The sequence below is a fragment of the Bacillus sp. MYb209 genome, assembly GCF_002975175.1.
Classification (GTDB): Bacteria; Bacillota; Bacilli; order Bacillales; family Bacillaceae_G; genus Bacillus_A.
The window spans coordinates 96,883-118,957 of sequence record NZ_PCNZ01000013.1 but is presented as its reverse complement, the minus strand read 5'-3'; the positions used below and the strand labels follow the sequence as shown (position 1 = coordinate 118,957).

At 35.4% G+C, this 22,075-nt stretch carries 21 protein-coding genes and 3 pseudogenes; 6 read left to right on the top strand and 18 right to left on the bottom strand.

The window, feature by feature from the left end:
• Window positions 1–147 precede the first annotated feature (147 nt).
• The 5 genes from CQZ94_RS18925 to CQZ94_RS18905 all read right to left on the bottom strand — a co-directional run bounded on the left by CQZ94_RS18925 (window position 148) and on the right by CQZ94_RS18905 (window position 4,118).
• Window positions 148–1,044, bottom strand: a complete 897-nt coding sequence (locus CQZ94_RS18925) for a DMT family transporter (RefSeq protein WP_105586599.1) — start codon at window positions 1,042–1,044, stop codon at window positions 148–150.
• Window positions 1,045–1,140: 96 nt separating this feature from the next.
• On the bottom strand, window positions 1,141–2,406 hold the full coding sequence (locus CQZ94_RS18920) for a M48 family metallopeptidase (RefSeq protein WP_105586598.1): 1,266 nt from the start codon (window positions 2,404–2,406) through the stop codon (window positions 1,141–1,143).
• A 261-nt stretch (window positions 2,407–2,667) separates the two neighbouring features.
• Window positions 2,668–2,967 carry a hypothetical protein gene (locus CQZ94_RS18915; protein ID WP_105586597.1) on the bottom strand — a complete coding sequence of 100 codons (300 nt, stop codon included), beginning with the start codon at window positions 2,965–2,967 and terminating at the stop codon, window positions 2,668–2,670.
• A 49-nt stretch (window positions 2,968–3,016) separates the two neighbouring features.
• Complete coding sequence (locus CQZ94_RS32240) at window positions 3,017–3,244, bottom strand: malate synthase (protein ID WP_105586596.1); 228 nt, start codon at window positions 3,242–3,244, stop codon at window positions 3,017–3,019.
• A 25-nt stretch (window positions 3,245–3,269) separates the two neighbouring features.
• Entirely contained in the window at window positions 3,270–4,118 is an 849-nt protein-coding gene (locus CQZ94_RS18905; protein WP_105586595.1) for a CPBP family intramembrane glutamic endopeptidase, read from the bottom strand.
• Between the two features lie 139 nt (window positions 4,119–4,257).
• Here CQZ94_RS18905 and CQZ94_RS18900 point away from each other — a divergent pair, with 139 nt between their 5' ends.
• Complete coding sequence (locus tag CQZ94_RS18900) at window positions 4,258–4,959, top strand: response regulator transcription factor (RefSeq protein ID WP_105586594.1); 702 nt, start codon at window positions 4,258–4,260, stop codon at window positions 4,957–4,959.
• 9 nt (window positions 4,960–4,968) lie between these two features.
• Entirely contained in the window at window positions 4,969–6,705 is a 1,737-nt protein-coding gene (locus CQZ94_RS18895; RefSeq protein ID WP_105586593.1) for an ATP-binding response regulator, read from the top strand.
• Window positions 6,706–6,882: 177 nt separating this feature from the next.
• On the opposite strand, the gene CQZ94_RS18890 is transcribed toward CQZ94_RS18895, so the two are convergent.
• Entirely contained in the window at window positions 6,883–7,785 is a 903-nt protein-coding gene (locus CQZ94_RS18890; protein WP_105586592.1) for an AraC family transcriptional regulator, read from the bottom strand.
• A 141-nt stretch (window positions 7,786–7,926) separates the two neighbouring features.
• Between CQZ94_RS18890 and CQZ94_RS18885 the strand changes: the two genes are divergently transcribed.
• Window positions 7,927–8,412, top strand: a complete 486-nt coding sequence (locus CQZ94_RS18885; protein WP_105586591.1) for an RNA polymerase sigma factor — start codon at window positions 7,927–7,929, stop codon at window positions 8,410–8,412.
• A gap of 5 nt (window positions 8,413–8,417) precedes the next feature.
• On the top strand, window positions 8,418–9,542 hold the full coding sequence (locus CQZ94_RS18880) for an anti-sigma factor (RefSeq protein WP_105586590.1): 1,125 nt from the start codon (window positions 8,418–8,420) through the stop codon (window positions 9,540–9,542).
• Between the two features lie 41 nt (window positions 9,543–9,583).
• Here the strand turns inward: CQZ94_RS18880 and CQZ94_RS18875 are convergent, their stop codons facing one another.
• The 5 genes and pseudogenes from CQZ94_RS18875 to CQZ94_RS18855 form a co-directional block, all read right to left on the bottom strand.
• Complete coding sequence (locus CQZ94_RS18875; protein WP_105586589.1) at window positions 9,584–10,561, bottom strand: HD domain-containing protein; 978 nt, start codon at window positions 10,559–10,561, stop codon at window positions 9,584–9,586.
• A gap of 134 nt (window positions 10,562–10,695) precedes the next feature.
• Window positions 10,696–11,802: a metallophosphoesterase gene (locus CQZ94_RS18870; RefSeq protein WP_105586588.1), complete on the bottom strand. Its 1,107-nt coding sequence runs from the start codon at window positions 11,800–11,802 to the stop codon at window positions 10,696–10,698.
• A gap of 279 nt (window positions 11,803–12,081) precedes the next feature.
• Window positions 12,082–12,549: pseudogene (locus CQZ94_RS18865) on the bottom strand (hypothetical protein); the annotation flags it as partial.
• Window positions 12,532–12,651 (bottom strand): annotated as a pseudogene (locus tag CQZ94_RS32405) (RHS repeat domain-containing protein); the annotation flags it as partial. The pseudogenes CQZ94_RS18865 and CQZ94_RS32405, both read right to left, overlap by 18 nt.
• A 432-nt stretch (window positions 12,652–13,083) precedes the next feature.
• Complete coding sequence (locus CQZ94_RS18855) at window positions 13,084–13,842, bottom strand: SDR family oxidoreductase (RefSeq protein WP_105586587.1); 759 nt, start codon at window positions 13,840–13,842, stop codon at window positions 13,084–13,086.
• Between the two features lie 141 nt (window positions 13,843–13,983).
• On the opposite strand from CQZ94_RS18855, the gene CQZ94_RS18850 reads away from it, so the two are divergent.
• Together CQZ94_RS18850 and CQZ94_RS18845 are read left to right on the top strand one after the other, a co-directional pair.
• The gene (locus tag CQZ94_RS18850) at window positions 13,984–14,550 is read left to right on the top strand and encodes a TetR/AcrR family transcriptional regulator (protein ID WP_105586586.1); all 567 of its coding nucleotides are present in this window, start codon (window positions 13,984–13,986) and stop codon (window positions 14,548–14,550) included.
• 6 nt (window positions 14,551–14,556) lie between these two features.
• Window positions 14,557–14,673, top strand: a pseudogene (locus CQZ94_RS18845) (beta-channel forming cytolysin CytK2); the annotation flags it as partial.
• Window positions 14,674–14,813: 140 nt separating this feature from the next.
• Here the strand turns inward: CQZ94_RS18845 and CQZ94_RS18840 are convergent.
• From CQZ94_RS18840 to CQZ94_RS18810, 7 genes are all read right to left on the bottom strand, one after another.
• Window positions 14,814–15,887 (bottom strand): sulfate/molybdate ABC transporter ATP-binding protein, encoded by a 1,074-nt coding sequence (locus CQZ94_RS18840; protein WP_105586585.1) that lies wholly within the window; start codon window positions 15,885–15,887, stop codon window positions 14,814–14,816.
• A gap of 12 nt (window positions 15,888–15,899) precedes the next feature.
• Window positions 15,900–16,757: a sulfate ABC transporter permease subunit CysW gene (gene cysW / locus CQZ94_RS18835; protein WP_105586584.1), complete on the bottom strand. Its 858-nt coding sequence runs from the start codon at window positions 16,755–16,757 to the stop codon at window positions 15,900–15,902.
• A gap of 11 nt (window positions 16,758–16,768) precedes the next feature.
• Complete coding sequence (gene cysT, locus CQZ94_RS18830; protein ID WP_105586583.1) at window positions 16,769–17,596, bottom strand: sulfate ABC transporter permease subunit CysT; 828 nt, start codon at window positions 17,594–17,596, stop codon at window positions 16,769–16,771.
• Between the two features lie 21 nt (window positions 17,597–17,617).
• A complete protein-coding gene (locus tag CQZ94_RS18825) occupies window positions 17,618–18,673 on the bottom strand; it encodes a sulfate ABC transporter substrate-binding protein (RefSeq protein ID WP_105586582.1) in 1,056 nt (351 codons plus the stop codon).
• Window positions 18,674–18,892: 219 nt separating this feature from the next.
• Entirely contained in the window at window positions 18,893–19,918 is a 1,026-nt protein-coding gene (locus CQZ94_RS18820) for an S-layer homology domain-containing protein (RefSeq protein ID WP_105586581.1), read from the bottom strand.
• 86 nt (window positions 19,919–20,004) lie between these two features.
• Window positions 20,005–20,256, bottom strand: coding sequence for a hypothetical protein (locus CQZ94_RS18815; RefSeq protein WP_105586580.1), 252 nt, complete (start codon window positions 20,254–20,256; stop codon window positions 20,005–20,007).
• 125 nt (window positions 20,257–20,381) lie between these two features.
• Window positions 20,382–21,914 carry a fatty acid--CoA ligase family protein gene (locus CQZ94_RS18810; protein WP_105586579.1) on the bottom strand — a complete coding sequence of 511 codons (1,533 nt, stop codon included), beginning with the start codon at window positions 21,912–21,914 and terminating at the stop codon, window positions 20,382–20,384.
• Between the last annotated feature and the right edge of the window lie 161 nt (window positions 21,915–22,075).

The following is a 22,075-nucleotide window of genomic DNA, read 5'->3' as shown; positions in this document are numbered from 1 at the left end:
CTTCTTGATGTTGCCTAACTTTTTTCAAAATGTCCTTTACAAAGGGTACAGATTATTTTGGTCATCCACCTTTTTCTTTATTCGCCTCCTTTTTAATTATATTGAATACCCTAAATATTTACAATATTATTCAATTATCGAAATAAATCATGCTTCTGAGAAAGCTTTCACTCTTTCTTCTTGCGGCTTTCGGAAAGTAAACGCCATTCCTACAAATATTAGGACAATCCCTACAATTTGCATACTCGTCGGTCTGAATCCAGTAAAGACTGTATCTAATATAATCGCAACACCGGGGTCTAGAAACACTAGTACAGAAATTAATCTCGTCGGTAAATCTCTTAAACTGTCAAAAAATAAGTAGTACACAAACCCTGTATGTATAAGTCCTGTCGCTGTAATCATGATCCAATTCGTTTGTGTTAATCCTTGAAATGCTCCGAAATCTATAAATGGTAATAGTAAAAATACACCTAAAAGTGTTTGTAAAAATGTCATCGCATATGCACTCGTATGCTTAATTCCTTTTCCGAGCAACGTTGTAAATGCATAAAATACAGCTGCAAGAAGCGCCCACACCATGCCAGATGACATTAATTTCTCAAGCGATACATTTCCATCTACTCCAGCTATTAAAACAGTACCGATAAAACAAATAATGATTGATAGAACGGAAAATACTGTAAACCTCTCTTTAAATACAATACTACCAATCATTAATACGATGATCGGTGCAAGATGATATACAGAAATCGCAATTGTAATCGACATGACTTCAAACGCTTTAAATAAAAATACCCAGTTAAAAACGAGAAATACACCACAAGCTAATATTTGTATGGTTTCTTTTTTGTTCCATTTCTCACTTTTGTATTGCCCCGTTACGAACCAACATAATGCTAAAAATAAAGTCGCACAAATACAACGAACAAATACTAATTCAAAAGACGGTAAACCAGTTTGCACAGAAAAGAATCCAATCGATCCGAAAATAGACATCGAAAGAATCATTTTTATAGCCGGCATTGATTTTGAATGAAACAAAATATTAACCTCCTAAATATTTCACTGAATATTCTATATATTATACACTATAATTTTCCAAAACTCGAATAATCCATAATAAGAAGAAGCAGTACACTACTGCTTCTTCTGTTTTTCATATTGTTCAAACGTATGAATTCTTTCGAAAATTGGCGGATGTGTGTATAAGAAAAATTTCACTAATGCAGGTGGATTCACCTGGCTTAAGCTTGTTTTTGATAAATATTGAAAAGTTTTCACACCAGACTTCCCATCTTTCGTCATATCTAAAGCATATTGATCTGCCGCTCGTTCTTCTATGCGTGAAACGTAGTTTGTTGCTGGTTGTGATGCAAAGGATAGTACAGAAGAAATTAAGAAAAATAAAGGTAAAATCGAGAAACATGCCATTTTTGAAATTTTCAGCGTATCTCCCCATTTTCGAATACACAAATTTAAAATTCGACTAATTAAATACATACCTATAAACGATATGAAAATATAACTAGCAACACCCCAATATATATGTTTCATAACATAATGCCCCATTTCATGAGCCATTATAAATAAAATCTCTTTATCTTTTAATTGCTGAAGTGTTGTATCCCACATTACAATGCGAAGATTTTTTCCAATTCCTGTTACATATGCATTTAAAGCATTCGTTTTTTCCGACATATTTACTTCATATACGTGTTCAGATGGAATATCAGCTTTATCTGCTATCGCTAAAATTTTCGTTTCTAATTCTTTATTTTTCAGCGTTGAGAAGTCGTTATAAAGTGGATCAATCATAACAGGTTGCACAAACGTTAAGAAAATCGTAAATGGCACAGAAAGCGCCCATCCTGCTAGCCACCATCTCTTCGGGAATTTACGGATGAGCCATAATAAAACCGTAACAATGAGCAGCATAGTCGCATAGTTCACCCAAAAATCAATGACATGATCTTTTATCCAGCTTTGTGTACTTTGCGTGGAAATGCCGTAATCAACGGACACTTTACGCCCGATCCATTGCATCGGTAATGCAAGAACTGTTGTTAGTAGTGATAAATAAAAGAAATAAATCGCAACTTGTAAGACATTTATTTTGGTCGTTTCCTTCGACCATTTCTCAAACTTTTTTGAAATACCGAGCACGAGTACAAATAATAAAATAATCCATTCAAGAGGCGTCGCTAAAAAGAACAGTAAATTTTTCACGCGCGAATAATCTTGGCTTAGCGTAAGCTCCCTCGCATTCATAAAAGTTTCTGGATCTGCACTCGTTCCTTTATACATGTCCGGAATGAGTTCATGATTCCATCCAAATAAATACCAATATATAAATAACGCAAACCCAGCGTACAAAAAAAGCGACCACCCAATAACTTTCCTCACGCTATTCCCTCCTCTATGCTGCCTGTCTATTATTATTGTAAGTTCGTACTTTCAAAATTAGAACAAGCTAATCGTGAGAATTGTTCTAGTTCGTTCAATTTATATAAAAAAACTCTTCTATTACAAGAAGAGTTTCACCTATTTTCAAATATTTTCTTCGGCTCATAATCTGGTATAAGAAATGTACTTACAAACCAGTGCCTTTTACATATCGTATATATTCATAGTCCTTAAAACATAGCGTCGTTATAATTATCCTCCTTAAGGAAGCACATCTATTAACAAACTAAAATCTTGCAAAGAAAAAGAACTATATTTCATAATACCTTGTACAGTTAAAAGTAAGATAAGACCCATCACACACATATAATTAATACTTTCTTCATGCTTTTTCTCAGCAACTACTCCGCCCGTTATGCATAAAATCCCTAATAAATGGAGCGCTAAATACATAAAAAAGTAAGATTCCTCCCAGCGAAGAACAACATTTACTGTCGTAATCAATACTAAACTCAGTACAATCAAATAAAAAAACCTATTTGATGATATTGTTTCATTCATATAATTTTATACATCCCTTTCAAATTTCGAATTAATGATGATTTAATTTTCATAAAATAAAAGTCCCCATTACTTTCTCAAACATTTTATGAGCCCTAACATAACTCTCTTCATTTTTCACATACTGTCTGAAGATGCGCTTCATCATTTCTTCTATAATAAAGCTGACTATTATTAATGTCCCTAACACGATAAAAAGAAAAATAGTATTTCCTGTATCATTATTAATGGAAAAGTACTTATATCTAATAGAAGTGTAATCTATCACTTCCTTCAATATTTTCTCAAACGTCTTCTCTACCTTACTTATCTCCTACTATACTCGAAAAGCTCTTTTCCTTCTCCGCATGTATAACCGGCACTTCTTTGCTCCAATATTTGCGATTAACAAATAAAAAGATGAGTACTAAGTTCAATCCCGCTATAAAAATAATTAGTCCCGGAAAGAATGTTGTATAGTTCGAAAAATCTGCAAAACTCATTATCTTTTCTCTGCTTACTAGAAAAGAAGCACAGAGCACAAACGCATTGTTTAACATATGAATAGCAATTGGCATGAGTAAGCTTTTCGTACGAATATATACAATTGATAGTACAATGCTAAATACAGCTGCGCCTAGGAAATCAACATGTAAGCAAGCAAATAAAAGTGCTACAACGACCATCGCTATACCAGTTCCCCATTTTGCTGCAAAACGCTGAAGTAAAAAACCTCGAAAAACAAATTCTCCGATAATAGGTGCGATAAATACAACCATAATAAATTGATATACATATCCCCCTGTACTATCTATAATCGGTTCATGCAAGGCATTCATAATAAAATCTGGTGTAATCCAGGCAAAGCTGTACATGTACAAAATAAGATAACCGTAACTAAAAACACATAGCATAATTGCGATGTACAAAACTTGCACCAGGTTAAATGTTTCATTTCTATTAATAAATAATGAAAATGAAACACGATGCTTTCTATATCCATAAAAGAGCCATAGTATTGGAAGGATATAAAATATAAAAATATTTATAAAAGAAGAATTTTGTATATGAAATGTATTTTCTAGCAATTCATTACTATTTCGTGCTATCAAAATTAATAATGCAAATACAATTAAAAAATATCTAGCTCGCATCGTTTGAAACGGATTCACACTCATCTCCTCCCCATGTTACTTTTATCATATCATCTGAATCTTAATTTTTTGTGAAAGGAAACCTTAAAATTTCCTTAAAAATTCCATAAGTTACAAAAAGATGATATGATATTCGAGGAAATTAGGAGGGATTCATATGTATCGCGCAAACATTTTACTCGTTGATGATGAAACAGCAATTTTACAATTACTAACTACCATTCTTGAAAAAGAAGGTTTTTCTCATATTACAACTGCAACATCTGCGGCAATAGCCTTATCTCTCACCGAGCAAAACAATTACGATTTAATCATTTTAGATGTGATGCTTCCTGGACAGTCCGGTTTTGACATTTGTCCGATCATTCGCCAAAAAACGGATTGTCCTATCTTCTTTCTAACAGCAAAAACATCTGATTTAGATAAAATTTCCGGATTTTCATACGGTGCCGATGATTATATTACGAAACCATTTAATCCACTAGAAGTAGTCGCTCGTATGAAAGCACAACTTCGAAGACATATGAAACAAAACATACAAGAACAAAGAATATACTCCTCTTCATTTGGGAGATTTGAAATTGATCAACATTCTGCGGAACTAACGGTAGATGGGAACGTTGTCGAATGTTCCGCTCAACTCTTTCAACTACTACTCTTCTTTTGTGAGAATCCGGACTATGTATTTTCGAAAGAAGAAATATATGAAAAAGTTTGGGGAGCACCTGCCTATAATGGAGATGATAATACTGTTATGGTTCACATTCGAAAACTACGTGAAAAAATTGAACAAGATCCAAGTAATCCATTGTACATCAAAACGGTTCGTGGACTTGGCTATAAGTTCGTTACAAAGTAGGTTAAAGATATGAATTTTAATAAACGACTTATAATCCAGTTTATCTTACAACATGTTTTTGTCTTAGTTACGTTACTTATCGCAGTAGTTGCTTCTTTTTCTTATTTAATTTTTCTTCTTAATAGTACTTTATATGAACCTAATATTTCTGATTATGATACCTTTACAATCTCCCAATATATTTCTTCTGAAGACAATAACATTACTTTAAAATCTGAGGTAAAAGATTTAATAACAGAAAAGAGTGATTGGCTTCAAATTGTAGATGAAGATGGAAAGGTCCTTTACAACTTTAATACACCTAACGATGTTCCGACCGCTTACACAAAGACATCCTTACTTACATATTTACAGAATAGTAGCAACAACATTTATAAATTTAACTATTGGGAAATTAAATTAGAAAAGAAACCAGTGCTCGTTATTTACGGTGCCAAACTAAAAAGTAATGCATTACTAAAAACGATACAACAAGGACATCCTTCTTTATCATTAAATGAATTTGCATTAACTGAACAAGAAAAACAATTACTTTCTAAAGAAAAAGCAACACTGCAAATATTTAATAACAATGGCGAAGAAATTTTTTCCTATCCAACTGGGAAGAAAAAAACATTTTCGGCTATAAAAACAGCTCTTAATGAAAAAGAACCGTGGAATTATAAAGAAAATACATCTAGTTTTTACGATTCAAATAGTGGTCATCTCGTCGTTGTATCCGCCCCAAACGCTCATTATTATCCAGATGATGAATTAGATGATGTATTTACCAAGAAACTTCTAATCGGATGTAGCTTAATCCTCCTTATTGTGTTTGTTTATTTAGTCATTCTTTCAATTTGGTATGGAAATAAGTTTGGAAAGCCTTTATTACACACGATGCACTGGCTTAAAAACATAGCCGGCGGCAAATATGAAGAACCTGTTAGTAAAAAAGGAAAACCCGTTCGGTTCCGGCGCTCCGGTAAAGAAAAATGGTCGTTCCGCATATTTAAAGATGTTACGAACTCACTAGAGCACCTTTCTATTACTTTGAAAAAGAACGATGCAATGAGAAAAGTACTGCAACAAACACGTGAAGAGTGGATTACCGGCCTGACGCATGATCTAAAAACACCGCTTAGCTCTATATACGGCTATGCATTATTATTAGAATCGAAGCAATATAATTGGACTGATCAAGACATTCAACAATTTGGCCATGTAATGAAAGAAAAATCTCAATATATGACTACATTAATTGACGACTTAAGCTTAACGTATCAATTAAGAAATAATGCCCTTCCCGGACAGCATGTAAATGTTGAAATTAACCAGTTCGTTCAAAAAGTACTACTGCAATTTATTAATAATCCAACGCTGCAAAATCAAAATATTGAATTCGTGCCAAGTTCAAGTAAGATTCAATATTTTATTGAAGAAAAATGGTTCCAGCGTATTATCGAAAACTTATTAGCAAATGCTGTAAAACATAATAATGAAACGACAAACGTAATCGTAAAACTTTCCCAAAATGCAAATTCATTTACACTTTCTATTTCAGATAACGGAAAAGGAATGGATGATAAAACGAAAGAGCTTCTATTCGAGCGATATTACAGAGGAACAAATACAGAAGAAAGCAATATAGGAACTGGGCTTGGCCTAGCCATTACAAAACAACTCGTTCATGCCCATAATGGGACGATTTCTATTGATAGTGAACTTGGAAAAGGAACGACGATTATTCTTGTATTTCCATTGTAAACGTCAAATAACTCCAAAATGTACGACTACAGTTAATTTTAGAGTTATTCCCTTATTGAGTAAGAGTGCAACAGTACATGAAATTATATCGACTTAACTACAAAATACGACAATAGTAGCAACTTATTAATAAGAGAAGACCGTCCAGAAATACCTTTTGGACGGTCTTTCTTTCTATTATTTCTTCTTCACCGGTATCCAAAGCTCAACTTGAGCGAACTCACTCTTATCTGCATGGCAGCGCTCATCGTATAGTTCAAACTCTGTAACTCCGCAATGTTCATATCCTGAATGCGGGAACCATTCTGAGAATACCGCATTCCATGTTTGATGAATAGACGATACCATTTCTTCATGAGGAACTTTTGGCGTTGTAAATACTGCATACGTTGCGGATGGGAATGTACGCTTTGCAATTGCATTTGGTACATTTTCAAAGTCTGTAACTTCCATTCCAATAATATAAGTGAAGTCCCCTGTTTCTAAATTAAAATCGGTACATAATCCAAGCTCTACCCATTGGCTCGTATCTTTACGATTTGGAATCGTCGTTCCAAGATCTTTTTGTAAATACTCTTGCCAAAAGGCCGGGATGTCTTGATGATTTTTCCCTTCTTTACTCGTCGTCTTCAGCTCATAACCCGCCATTAAAAATTCCGGTTTATTTACAATACGATATTCCATTTGTATGCCCCCTAAATATGGATTTAATTTTCTTTGTTTTACATTCACTCTATAATACATTGGTGTTTCAATTTCTTGTTTTCGATATTCGCTTGGTGTCATTTGAAATAATTTTTTAAAGGCTCTCGTGAACGTTTCGTGAGATTGAAAGCCATGCTCAAATGCGACATCAATAATTTTTTCATCCGTATGAGAAAGTTGATAAGCTGCCCGGGCCAACCTCCTCTTCCGAACATACTCCATTACTGTATCGCCTACTAACGCCTGGAATACGCGATGAAAATGTGATTCAGAAAAACATGCAATGCGAGCTAAATTACGCAGCGTTTGTTTTTCCATTACATCCTCTTCAATATAATCAATTGCCCTTTGAATTTGAGTTTCATAGCTTTCCACCTCTGTTCACCCGCCTTATATGTATTATGATAAAAGAGAATCCTATCCAATTCTTGACGTTTTTTACTATAATTCCATAAAAAATCGTAACTTTTTTATATGTATTTCGTTGTTATGTATGAAGGGAGGGAGGGAAATGTAGTGAAACAAAGTCAATCATTAGAAGACATTTACTCAGAGCACATGCATGATTTATTTCGCTATCTTCTCTCCCTAACCGGAGATCCCCACTGTGCTGAAGATCTCATGCAAGAAACTTTTTACCGAATGCTCGTCCATATTGACTATTATAAGGGAGAAGAAATTAGGCCGTGGTTATTTACAATTGCCTACAACGCCTTTATCGATTGGTACCGAAAAGAAAAGAAGTATAAAACAACTAAAATTGAAGAATTCCATTTACCAAACGTGCCAAGTACAGAGCACTCTTATTTCGTAAAACATGAGATTACTAGTTGGTTAGAAAGTTTATCTTCTCTTCCGCTCCAAAGACGAAATGTGTTACTACTACGAGATTACTACGGATTCTCCTATAAGGAAATAGCAGAAATGACCGGTCTTTCATTAGCGAAAGTAAAAATTGAATTACACAGAGGGCGAAAAGAAGTAAGAAACATAAAGGAGTGATACAGATGGGATGTACAGAGTTTAAAAAACTATGGGAGAAGTACGAAAAAGGAACGCTCACACATGATGAACAAGAACAGTTAGAAAATCATATTGAGACATGCGAAGAATGTGAAGCTCACTTGGATGAATTATTAACAAAAACAGAACCCGTTAAGAAAAGGTTACCGCCAAAAGACCTTAAAGTTCCTTTTTGGAGGATTAAATGGAAACATCGTTTACAAACGCTTGGTTTTATACTAGCAATTTGTATCGTTATATATATGATCGGCGGGGTATTATCTGCCTTTTATTTTCAAGCTGATAATGATAAAAGACTAGAAGAAATAAGAAGTGTTCCTTCTCTTGCACTTGAAGCAACTATCCCAAATAGCCGTGTTATGGGGGGCGGAACAAGTGTAGAAGCTTTTTTTCGTACGAACAGTCACTTTGATTTAGTGAAGACCGTCGGCAAAAAAGAAATACCACTCGGTACAATAGAAACAAGCAGCTTCTTATCTTCTTTAAATGTCACAAATAAATCTTGGGTGAATATGCACTATCAACCCAACATCTTCTTTGTTCATCCAAAAATAAAACAAGGTGATTATTTAAAAGTAGCATCTAAAAAAGTTTGGGATACACTTGGAAAGGTGCATGAGGGAACCGTTGCAGAAGTAGCAATATCTTTTGACAAACCTTACACTTTAAAAGAATTAGAACCACTTCTATATAGCGTATTTGGGGCACAAGAAATGCCGCCAACTCCTTTATGGTACGCTTTAGATACAGGACAAGAAAGAATAAATGAAGAAGATTTCATCCTATCTGGGAGCGACTTTATAGGATTTCCAGAACATATAGGATTCCTTGATGATGAAACAGAAAATCAGAAAACGCAAGAGGATAAAGTAATTGAAATGATGCGCATTCTTTCTACACATAAAAAAACTGTAAGTACAGTTGCTATGCTTCCTGAAAACGAACTAAACTTAGATAAACGTTATAAATATGTAAAAGATAACGGAGTAAAAGTATACGGCATTGTAATTACTGGACCTTCAAAAGAATTATTAAAATTACAAAATTCCCCTCACGTACGTTATGCTACTCTTGGAGATATTGAGGTTTGGAATTGGTTTGATAATTAATAAGAAAAAGGTAGAGCATCCAAACGATGCTCTACTCTTTTTTAATTAGAAATCACTTTCACATACATCCCTCTCACCGCTTTTTCATAAGTAATATCACTCATCTGTTTTATTCTTTCTGATATGGCAGACGATTGAACAACTTTCCCTTCACGAAGTAACGGAGGATTAATAAGGCGCACTTTATTTTTCTGATGTAAATCATAATCATTTCTATCTTCTTTCACTTCTACACTTGGATGAATTTTATTTAATAAAGCATCTACTTCTTGATCTTTATATTGCTTCAATTTCGAAATTAACTCGTAATCTTCAAGAAGAAAGTCATCTGCATGAATGACCTTTTTATGAAGAGCTACTTTTAACGTTTTAGCTAACATATCATTTCCGTAAATATTCATTGGCTTCATAAAGAAATCGATTACCTCTTTGTAATACGTCTTCGTAAACCATTCAGCAATCTCGATATTTTGAAGAACCATTTTTCCATTAACTGCGATTAAATCCTCTAAAAAATCTTGAGCTTCTTCTAAAGAAATATATCCATATGCATACATATCTCTCAATGTGTAATCCACTCGGTCTGCACATAATTCTGGCGCAGATCTTTCAAGTAATGTCCACTTCGAATCATCTAACAAAATATCTTCATAGTTATAACCATGTTTTAAAAGAATCGCCGGGATTTCCGAGTTTTTAACGACAGCGCTAAATATTTCTTCATGATAACTTTCATTTTCGTTATCAAAAACATAATCAATGACATGCGAAAAAGCAGTGTGTGATACATCATGCAATAAACCAGCAATCTGTTCTTCTACCGGACCACCAAGTTTTTTAATTAACAACATAACACCAACTGAATGATCAAAACGTGTTACATTCCATTTCTCGTTCATTAAGTAACTCGCTCCAGCCTGATGAACCCCTTTCAGCCTTTGCACTGGTTTACTTAAAATTAACTCTTCTAGCACTTTATCTACTTCAAATTCTCCGTATAGTACATCTGATATGATCACTTACAGTCCCCCTTTTTCAAGCAGAGTCTTCTTATAGTATCTCTTTTTTCAGAGAGTAAATAAAGAACTTCACTCGAATATTTTGTACCTTTAAATAAAAAAATAGAGAGCACTCAGCTCTCTATTTCACATACCTATTCAAACGTAACTTCCACCTGCACAATCTCTGACCTGCTTCCAAGTCTTAGCGGTGGTCCCCAAAATCCGAATCCAGAAGAAACAATGGCGTGGAATGCACCTTTTTGTGCGTATCCCCAGTCTAGTTCGTACATTCTTCTCGTCACAATATGATTCGGCGCCATTTGTCCGCGGTGCGTGTGGCCGGATAATAGTAAATCGACGCCGGCATCCGCTGCTTGTTTTAATTCAAATGGCTGGTGATCCATTGCGATAACAGGAAGCGATTTATCTACCGTACTCATTAAACTTTCAAAGCTTTGACGATCACGCTCTGTTTTATCCCTTCTTCCAACGAGATAAAAATGATCTTCAATTGTAATGACTTCATCTAAAAGAATACGAATATCAATCTTATCCATCTCTTGTAAAAACTCAGGAACAGCTCTGCCATAATATTCATGGTTTCCTAACACACCATATACGCCTAATGGAGCTTTCATCTGTTTCATGATTGGTCCCATATTTTTCTGAATGAATACACCTGGATGGTCATCTATTATATCACCGGGCAGTAAAATAATATCTGGTTTCATTTCATTTACATGATGGACAAGTCTCTTTAAATGAGAAACACCAGACAGTTTACCGAAATGCATATCAGAAGCCATCGCAATGCGTAAACTTTTACGCCCTTCTACTTTTTTCGGTATATGCACTTCGTATTTTCTTACTACTGGACTATATGCATTAAATACCCCATATGCGAAGATAAAGACGAACACGAGTAAAACGACCGTTCCTGTCCAAATAATTGCCGTCTCTTTCTCCACTGAAAACTGCAGTAGGAAGACTGCAATATCGGCTAACGGCAATAACATAAGCGCGTATTGTATAACCGCAAACCAAATTGAACCGACCGTTCGCAGGAAAGGAAGGAATTTAAACACTTGCACGAGAATGTACGCATATGAAATAAATCCGACTATGAAAGCGTAATATCCCCAAGATTCCCAGCCCAATACCGTACTGAGCCAAACCCATCCGTTCCAACCGATGTAAAACATAAGTAGCGTGTATACAATTAACATAGTAAATATATTGAAATAACGAAGATTCTTCACAGGCAGCCTCCTTATTGATTTCTTCTATTATATCTTGTTATGCACGTTTAACGGAAATAGTAAGCATTCCAAACGGACCGTAATAAGACTGCTTTATTTATTACAAAACAAAGTTATTTTTACAGGTTTTCTTTATAGTAACCTGCTATTTATGATCCTCTTGCATTAAATCGGACATTTTTTTGTAACTGATATATTAAAACCACCTTTTCTATTTTACACTTGTGAGATTTAATACTCACGTGTATATTTATAATAAAGTGAGCATGAATCTGTTGCATTACAAGGATTAATATCATACACATGATTGTTGTTTAAATCATAAACAACCAACTTTTTATCTCGAGTAATGAATACTACTTTATCTTGAACAACCGCAAAACTTTCTGACCATATTTCCATCGTTAAATTTATTTCATTCCACAACATATGAAAATTTTTATCTTTCATTTGAACTAAAGGAAATTCTGAATAATAATAGAGCCAAACGTCTCCATCTATAACGTTCATTGCATAACAATCATCTATAGGAGGTACATTAAACCTTTCTACATATTGATCATAATTATTAAAAATCAATTTACCTGTAGGATCAAAAGCAACTATACCGTTTGCTCCAATTGGGGACTCTCCAAAAATCCCTTCATCACTATAACTAATCCATATATCTTGATTCACATCAACCTGACAATCTTGAATCCCTTCTCCGGCATAAAACTTACAATATTCACTTCCATCTGTTTCATATAACAGATGAATACTATCTCCATCATAGAAGTAACGTGTCACTTGGCTATTTATATTCTTTTCAATCTGACGGTTATCGTCATCGTACGTATATGTCGCAAATAGAACAACGTATTTATTCATTTTATGTTATTTTGCTAGCAATACTTCAGACCCCTATTTTCACAATAAAAAAGACTATCTAAAATTCAATTTAGAATAGTCTCTCATTATATATTACTCTACAATTTTTGTTTCCCATCCATCATAACTATCACATGTTCCACTGTATAAAATCGCTAACTCCACCATTTGTTTTGTTTCTTCCCAAACATTTCTTTTGTTGGTATACAATTTTCCCCCACTATAAATACATATTAATTTAATAACCCTGTATCTTTATTAAACTTATGGGAGCTTTAATGCAACAAGGACACTCCAAACCAATACGGGGTTTCTTTTAATGTTTAAAAAAATCAACACTATTCTTTAACATAGCTAATAATAAAGAAGACCACTAATTAGTGGTCTTTAATCTAAAATAAGTAAATTAAGTTAATAAGCCGTCCAACCACCATCTACAGCAATAACCTGTCCATTCACAAAACTTGCTTCATCTGAGGCTAAAAAGATGGCCATATGTGCAATTTCTTCTGGTTGTCCAGCTCGTGGATTAATATCCATACCTAATGCTTGGCGACTTGCACCAAATTCGCTCATATTCGTCATTGAAGAGCCAATGTTTGTAATGACTGCTCCAGGAGCGATACCATTGCAGCGAATGTTTTTGTTCGCATACATAAATGCAGTGTTTTTTGTTAAGCCAACAACTGCATGTTTAGAAGCTGTGTACGCAGCACCAGCACGTGCACCGCATAATCCGCCAGCAGAAATGTTATTGACAATTGTACCGTGCCCTTGTTCTAAGAATAGGTTCACAGCAATACGCATTGATTTCATAACAGCTACTGTATTAACCGAAAAAACTTTTTCCCAACGTTCGTCTGAAATTTCACCAACAGGCTCCATCCCATCCATGATACCTGCATTATTAACGAGAATGTCTAATTTCCCAAAAGCTTTTTTTGTTTCAGCGAATAGCTGCTGTAGATCTTCTTCGGAAGCTACGTTTGTTTGAACAGCAATGGCTTCTGCACCTGAAACTTTCATTCCCTCTACTACAGCTTGAGCACCTTCTAAGTTTAAGTCCGATACAACGACTTTTGCACCTTCTTTTGCATAACCTTCTGCAATTGCTTTCCCCATGCCTGATGCAGCACCAGTGACAATTGCTACTTTGCCTTTTAATCTCATTCGAAACGGCCTCCTTTTCTATTGTACAGTTGTTCAATAAAAATTATAATAATATAAACAAACGCTTACAATAAGCAAAAAAACAATATATGTTCATTAAATAACACAAAGCAAGAGATGTGTTCAATAAGAGGTGAAAAAATGACACGTACAGATTTGCGTATTGTGAAAACAAAAGAAGCATTACATAATGCATTATTAGAATTATTAAATGAAAAAGTTCTAGAAGATATCTCAATTTCGGAAATTTGCAGAAAGGCAAAAGTAAATCGTGGTACGTTTTACTTGCATTATAACCAAATTGAAGATTTATTTAAGGATTATTTTAAAGAAATCACAGCAGATTTAGCACGTTCTTATCAAGAACCTTACCGATATGTATCAGTTTTAAAAACGAGTGAATTAGAACCTTCTACAATTCGGATTTTTCATCATATCGAAAAATATAAGCCTTTCTACCGTATTGTTTTTTCAAAAAAAGTCCCTTTAATGTACTATTATTTATTATTCGAGGAAATAACTCATTTATTACTTCAAGATAAAGAAACATTCCTTAAAGAAGGCGTCAATCATCAGCTCTATTGTTCCTATCAAGCAAATGCTATTATTGGCATAATTATTCATTGGTATCAAAATGATTTTTCTTATAGTGCAAGCTATTTAAATAATCAGCTTGTTCAATTTTTAAATATGAAAGTAAACAACTAGTTCCCCTTCACGTTCAGAACTGCGAACTGGGTTGGAAATAATGTAAAAGATGTTGATCAAAAGACGTTTAATAAATCTTTCGTACTAGATTGGAAGAATACAAAATTAGTAAAGAGTAAATAACTATATACACATACAGCAAAGGAAGATTTGAAATTCAAATCTTCCTTTGCTACTTATGCTAATCCTATGTGATCTTATTCAAGGAGAAAATACCGCTAGTCAAAAGGTTCGATTTTTGGGACAGTCCCTTCCCTTCACAATTAAATAACAAAATCCTCCGGAATAAATACCTTCACTTCTTTCGGATGTACGTATACAGACTCACCAGTTTGAATGTTAATCTGTCTGAACTGTTCTTTACTAATTTCCGCCTCTAAATACTCATCTGTTCCGTCGCGCTTCAACTCTACATATACGACAGGTCCAACCACATGTGAGTATGTTACTTTCGCCGGGATTGCATCTACACTTTGTTTCGTACGACCAATTGATAAGTGGTGTGGTCTTACGTACCCCACTCCTTCTACGTTTGAAACGTGCTTATGCTCTGGCGCTTCTAGTTCCACCGATCCTACATTTAGCTTACCTTTATGAACGCGGCCATGAAATAAGTTTACGTTTCCTAAAAAGTCGTACACGAACGGGCTTGCTGGATTTTCATACACTTCTTCTGGCGTTCCCATTTGTTCAATGCGTCCTTCATTCATAACGACGATGCGGTCTGCCACGTCTAATGCTTCTTCTTGGTCATGCGTTACGAATACGCTCGTAATTTGAAATTCGTCATGTAGTTTCCGGAGCCATCTTCGCAATTCTTTCCGCACTTTCGCATCAAGTGCACCGAACGGTTCATCAAGCAATAAAATTTTCGGTTCGACTGCGAGCGCCCGGGCTAATGCGATACGCTGGCGCTGTCCGCCAGATAATTGCGCTGGATAACGTTTTGCAAAACCATCCATTTTTACTAGTTTCAATAGTTCTATTACCTTTTCTTCTATCGCGTATGCTGAAGGCCTTAAACTTTTCTTTCTTACTTTTAAACCGAAAGCGACATTTTCAAATACATTCATATGTTTAAAAAGTGCATAGTGCTGGAAGACGAAACCGACTTGCCGGTTTTTCACGTGAATATCAGTTAAATCTTCTCCATCAAATGAAATCGAACCTTGATCCGCTTCTTCTAGTCCTGCAATAATTCGTAATAACGTCGTTTTCCCAGAACCTGATGGGCCTAATAAAGCGACCAGTTCACCTTTTGGAATATCCAAATGAATGTCTGTCAGCGCTTGAAATGTACCATATTGTTTTGATACATTTTGAATTTGAATACTCACCGCACTCACCCCTTATTGTCGTTTTTCCATTCTCCATTCAATCCAGTTTTTTATAACGAGCGTAAAAACTGCGATGAGTGACATTAAAGTCGCCACAGCAAACGCTGCTGAAAATTGATATTCATTGTACAAAATTTCAATATGGAGCGGCATCGTATTTGTAACGCCGCGCACGTGACCAGACACAACGGAAACAGCTCCAAACTCACCAATGGCACGTGCATTACATAAAATCATGCCGTATAAAAGACCCCATTTTATATTCGGAAGCGTAACGTGCCAAAACATTTTCCAGCCACTTGCGCCAAGTGAAAGAGCTGCTTCCTCTTCACTTTTCCCTTGCGCCTGCATAACCGGGATTAATTCACGCGCAACGAACGGAAACGTAACAAATATCGTCGCAATGATAATACCAGGGACAGAGAAGATAAGTTTTATCCCGTGTTCCAATAACCATCCTCCGAGGGCTGCACGAGGTGTGAAAAGTAAAACGAATACTAATCCTGCAATAACTGGCGACACAGCAAACGGCAATTCAATAAGTGATAATAATAACTGCTTTCCTTTAAACTGAAACTTTGTAATAAGCCAAGCAGCCGCTATTCCGAATATTGTGTTAAGCGGTACAACAATACATGCAACGAGAAGCGTTAACCTGATTGCTGAAAATGCTTCTTGATCTGTTACAGCGGCAATATATACATCAACTCCTCTTTCAAATGCTTTCATAAAAATTGTCACAAGCGGCAGTAATAGAAAGAGAGATAAAAATAAAATTGTGATCGTAATTAATAGAATTGGTACCAATTTAGATTCTTTTTTAGCTGACATGATTTTTACTATTTTCTTCTCCAACACTATTGGCTCCATTTTCTCCCCTCCTATTCGCTTTTCAGTTCATGCCTTCTGCTCCAAGTTTGAATCACATTAATAAGTAGTAGGAAAAGAAGAGAAATAATAAGCATCACAGCCGCTACAGCTGTTGCTCCTGCATAATCATATTGTTCTAGTTTCGTCATAATCATAAGCGGTGCAATTTCTGTTTTCATCGGCATATTACCTGCAATGAACACGACAGATCCATATTCTCCTAATGCCCGCGCAAAGGCGAGTGAAAAACCAGCAAGTAGAGCTGGAAATATTTCTGGAAAAATGATTTTCACAAATATTTGGAAGCGTGACGCTCCTAAACTAGAAGCTGCTTCTTCTACTTCTTTATCAATACTTTGCAGTACTGGTTGCACCATTCGGACGACAAATGGTAAGCCAATAAACGTCAGTGCAATAATAATTCCTAGCTGGGTAAAAGCTACTTTTATATGAAACACACTAAATATTTTTCCAATCCAGCCATTTTCCGCATAAAGCGTCGTAAGTGTAATACCAGCTACAGCAGTTGGAAGAGCGAATGGTAAATCGATTAATCCGTCTAATAACCGTTTCCCTGGAAATGTATCTCGAACGAGCACCCAAGCAATTAATAAACCAAAAATGGCATTTACGATTGCTGCTACAAGTGAAGTTGTGAAACTTACTTGATAGGAATGCAACACGCGCTCACTCGTTATAACTTGTGCGAACTTCTTCCAGCCTAGCTGCGAAGTTTGAATAAATACGATAGAAAGTGGTATAAGTACGAATAAACTCATATACAGCATTGTAAATCCAAGAGATACTCCAAACCCTGGTAAGACACGCTTCTTCCTCATATAACGTCACCTCATCCCCCCTTATTTTTTATACATTTGATCAAATACGCCGCCATCATTAAAATGCTTTTCTTGTGCTTTTTTCCATCCTCCAAATAGTTCATCAACTGTAAATAATTGAACTTTCGGAAATTGTGACGCGTACTTTTCCGTTACTTTCTCATTACGAGGGCGATAAAAGTTTTTCGCTGCAATTTCTTGCCCTTTTTCTGAATACAAATATTCAAGATACCCTTCTGCTACTTTTTTCGTTCCTTTTTTATCAACGACTTTATCTACAACAGCTACTGGTGGTTCCGCAAGTACACTAATCGAAGGCGTTACAATTTCGAATTTATCTTTTCCAAGTTCTTTTTGTGATAACAACGCTTCATTTTCCCAAGCGATTAACACATCACCAATCCCTTTTTCAACGAAAGTTGTCGTTGCCCCGCGTGCTCCTGAATCTAGTACTTCTACGTTTTTATAAATTTGGCTAACAAACTCTTTCGCCTTATCTTCACTATTGTTGTATTTCTTCAGTGCGTATCCCCACGCCCCTAAATAGTTCCATCGTGCTCCTCCAGATGTTTTTGGATTCGGTGTAATGACAGACAAACCTTTTTTCGTTAAATCAGCCCAATCTTTAATTCCCTTCGGGTTCCCTTTTCTCACAAGAAATACAATCGTTGATGTATACGGAGTAGAATTATCCGCAAGTCGCTTCTGCCAATCTTCTGCTAACTGTTTCTTCTTACTAATTGCGTCAATATCATAAGCAAGTGCTAGCGTAACAACATCCGCCTCTAAACCGTCAATAACAGAGCGCGCCTGACTTCCAGATCCCCCGTGCGATTGTTTTACAGTTACTGTCTGACCATGCTTTTCTTTCCAATACTTCGCAAAATCTTTATTGAAATCTTGATATAACTCGCGCGTTGGATCATATGAAACATTTAAAAGTTCGACTGCCTTCTTATCTGTACTTCCTTCAGAGTTACTAGTGGATGTTGCCGAACCACAACCTGACAAAAGAACAAATGCTGATAATAAAACACCTGTACTTTTCATTAATGTTGTCTTACTCCACTGTTTCATATATAAAGCCCCCTTAGTTTGTACAATAGAAAAAGGCCCACAATCTATTCACAAAAGTGAACGTTGTGCGCCTTCAGTTTCTCTGATGAGCTTCTATTGTATTCTGTTTGATTTCTTTTCATTTTAATTCTGTAATTCGTATGTGTCAACTTGGAATTTGTTTTTTTCTTAATAAATGAAAATCGGCGAGGATAGTCCCTCACTGATTTTCATTTCATTTTATTTCTTCAATTTATCCGTCTTCGCAATAAATTGTGCTGCTTCCGCACGGCTTACTGCTTTACCAGGAGCCCAGCCATTATCTGTTCCAATTGAAATGTTTTCTTGGATTAAAATATTGGCATACTTCGCACCCCAATGATTTTTCAAGTCAGCAAATTCTTTTGGTAGTTTAATATTTTCATTTCTTTCTAATTTATATGCATTTACTAGCATAGTAGCCATTGATGCACGGTTAATTATTCCATTCGGATTAAAGTTACCGCTCTCATCACCTTTTACAATACCTGCTTTTTCAACAGCAGCAATATATGGAGTTGCCCAGTGATTTTGCGCATCAGGGAATGATGGCTTCGCATCTTTATTAATTTCTAAACCTAAAACAGTTGCTAATATTTTTGCAGCTGAACTACGATCGATATTTTCAGCTGGAGCAAATGTACCATCTGGCTTACCGTGTACTGCTTCTTTGTCCACTAAATATTGAACTGACTCTTCTGCCCAAGTTGGTACATCAGAGAATTTAGATTTTTTTTCAATCGCACTCGCATCTATTTCAAACTGTACTTGATATTTATGATCATATTTAATTGCTGGAATTAATATATGCATTTGCATATTATATTTTTTCGAAAATTCATCAATTTCAAATTGAACAACTTTCGTACCGTTATTTGTTTTATCTTCGGAGATTACTTTTACATCATGGAATGTCCCTATTTTTTTTGTATCTTCTACTCTAAGATACTGGAAATAGCTACTATCTTGAACTGTTAACGTAACGATTTTTTTGTCACCTTGAATTGTTACTTTAGCATTTTTTAAATATGTAGAAGCAACTGATGTATCATTTGTTTGATCTTTATAAGTCTTCAAAATAACGTCATATGTGCCATCTGCTAGTTTACTATTTGCCTTCATTTCAACCGCTGCATCAGCTTTCGCAATCGGTGCCATAATATCGCTAAATGGAACTACTAAAGTTGCTGCTATAACGAACGCATTAACATGTTTTTTCTTAATCATTATCAATATAACCTCTCTTCTTATATGAATATACTCATAACTATCATATTGATAATGATTATCAATGTCAAATGAAATAAAAAATGTTATTTCCTACATAAGTACGCTTTCCTCTCGTTTTTAAAAAGTAAATAATGGGCCGTATGCACTTTTCTCTCTAAATAGTCCAACGAATACGTACTCGATGGATCTACTAAATCCCCAATCGCTCCTGAAAGGTGATCAATTACCTTTTGCAATGTTTCTAAGTTCTTCTTCTCACTCTCCATATTCATTTCATCCATAATGTCACAAATGAGATATTGCACTTTCCGTAATCGTAATTCCTTCTGCTCCATACATATCCCCTCCGTATTAGTCATATTACGGTTTAAATATATGGGCTTATAGCTTAGTCAATTCTAAAAAACAAAAAGATATCCACCTCTATAACACTTAGTCATAGAGATGAATATCTTTATTTTTATACTTGCAATGCCTTCTCTCTCAAAGCTCTTCGTAACAACTTACCAGTTGTATTCTTCGGCAATTCTGTTAAAAACTCAATGCTCTTTGGTACTTTATATTTCGCTAAATGTAACGTGCAATAATGCATCAGCTCTTCTTCTGTTACGCTCGTTTGTTTCAGAACGACGAAAGCACGCACTGCTTCTCCTAAGTTTTCATCAGGAACACCGATTACGACAACTTCAGCTACCGAATCATGAGTATATAATACTTCCTCTACTTCACGAGGATATACGTTATAACCGCCAACTAAGACAATATCTTTTTTGCGATCAACGATATAGAAGTAACCTTCTTCATCCATTTTCGCTAAGTCTCCTGTATATAGCCAGCCATCTTTAAGTGTCGCCGCAGTATCTTCTGGCGCATTATAGTAACCCTTCATAACGTTAGGTCCGCGAACAATTAACTCCCCAACTGCACCAACAGGTACTTCTTCACCAAGTTCGTTCACAATTTTATTTTCTACATGCCAAATATTTGTGCCAATAGATCCTGGTTTACGAGGACGGTCTAACGGATTAAAACAAGTAACTGGTGACGCTTCTGATAAACCGTATCCTTCTGAAACGATAACGTCAAAACGTTTTTCAAAGTTTTTCAGAAGGGCAACAGGCATTGACGCACCACCTGAAATACAGAGACGAAGCGTCTTCACATCTTCTGCACTTGCTTCTTCAAATAAATATAAGTAATTGTACATTGTCGGTACACCCGCAAAAATCGTTGGTTCATATGTACGACAAATACGGAATACTTCTTTCGGACTAAACTTCGGTAACATTAAAATTGTCGCACCATTAACAATCGGCGCATTTACTGCGACTGTTAAACAGAACACATGGAACATCGGCAGTGCCGCAACGACGCGATCATCGGCAGTATATTGTAAATATGACGCAACATCGCTAGCGTTACTATATAAATTTTTATGCGTTAACATAGCGCCCTTTGGCTTTCCAGTTGTACCTGAAGTGTATAAAATAACAGCTACATCTTCTTCATCTAGTTCAGGACCTTCGTAAGTTAAATCTCCAGTCCCTACAAAACTAGTAAACGTTTTCATTTTTTCGGTTTCTATATGATTAAAATCTGATGAGGTTTCGCATATGATGATATTTTCAAGTGAAGGAAGTCTTGTTGTAAGAGATTGTATAACAGGTAGAAGAACGTCGAGTACGATGATTGTTTTTACATCTCCATTTTGTAATATGTAATGCATTTCGTCTGCTGTATAAATTGGATTAATTGGAATGACAGTTGCTCCTGCTTTCATTGTTCCGTATAAACCTACTAAAAAATGTGGTGAATTGCCAACAGCTAATGCGACATTGTCCCCTTTTCCAATGCCCATTTTTGCTAAATTGCTAGAAAACCTAGTGACCACTTTGTTTAATTGGTCATACGAGACCGACTGATCCATAAATATGTACGCCGGTTTATCCCCCTTCTTTTTTGCCGTTTCAGCCAAAGATTGAACGAGATTCACACAAATCCCACCTTTATAAAATTTAGAATATTTAAAAATTCTAAATTAATTATATTAAAAGAAAATTAAAGTAGCAAGTGATATTCTATTAATCGAATATACAGCAACCACTTTCTTCCAGAACACTTTAGTAAGATACGAGAATTATATGTGAAAGAAAC

What these genes read in the sequence shown, in the direction of transcription:
- CQZ94_RS18815 (WP_105586580.1), bottom strand. Translation starts at nt 20,256, where the DNA reads ATGGAGCAGAAGGAATTACGATTACGGAAAGTGCAATATCTCATTTGT.
- cysT (WP_105586583.1), bottom strand. Translation starts at nt 17,596, where the DNA reads ATGAGGAAGAAGCGTGTCTTACCAGGGTTTGGAGTATCTCTTGGATTT.
- CQZ94_RS18855 (WP_105586587.1), bottom strand. Translation starts at nt 13,842, where the DNA reads ATGAGATTAAAAGGCAAAGTAGCAATTGTCACTGGTGCTGCATCAGGC.
- CQZ94_RS18850 (WP_105586586.1), top strand. Translation starts at nt 13,984, where the DNA reads ATGACACGTACAGATTTGCGTATTGTGAAAACAAAAGAAGCATTACAT.
- cysW (WP_105586584.1), bottom strand. Translation starts at nt 16,757, where the DNA reads ATGGAGCCAATAGTGTTGGAGAAGAAAATAGTAAAAATCATGTCAGCT.
- CQZ94_RS18900 (WP_105586594.1), top strand. Translation starts at nt 4,258, where the DNA reads ATGTATCGCGCAAACATTTTACTCGTTGATGATGAAACAGCAATTTTA.
- CQZ94_RS18825 (WP_105586582.1), bottom strand. Translation starts at nt 18,673, where the DNA reads ATGAAACAGTGGAGTAAGACAACATTAATGAAAAGTACAGGTGTTTTA.
- CQZ94_RS18880 (WP_105586590.1), top strand. Translation starts at nt 8,418, where the DNA reads ATGGGATGTACAGAGTTTAAAAAACTATGGGAGAAGTACGAAAAAGGA.
- CQZ94_RS18820 (WP_105586581.1), bottom strand. Translation starts at nt 19,918, where the DNA reads ATGATTAAGAAAAAACATGTTAATGCGTTCGTTATAGCAGCAACTTTA.
- CQZ94_RS18915 (WP_105586597.1), bottom strand. Translation starts at nt 2,967, where the DNA reads ATGAATGAAACAATATCATCAAATAGGTTTTTTTATTTGATTGTACTG.
- CQZ94_RS18895 (WP_105586593.1), top strand. Translation starts at nt 4,969, where the DNA reads ATGAATTTTAATAAACGACTTATAATCCAGTTTATCTTACAACATGTT.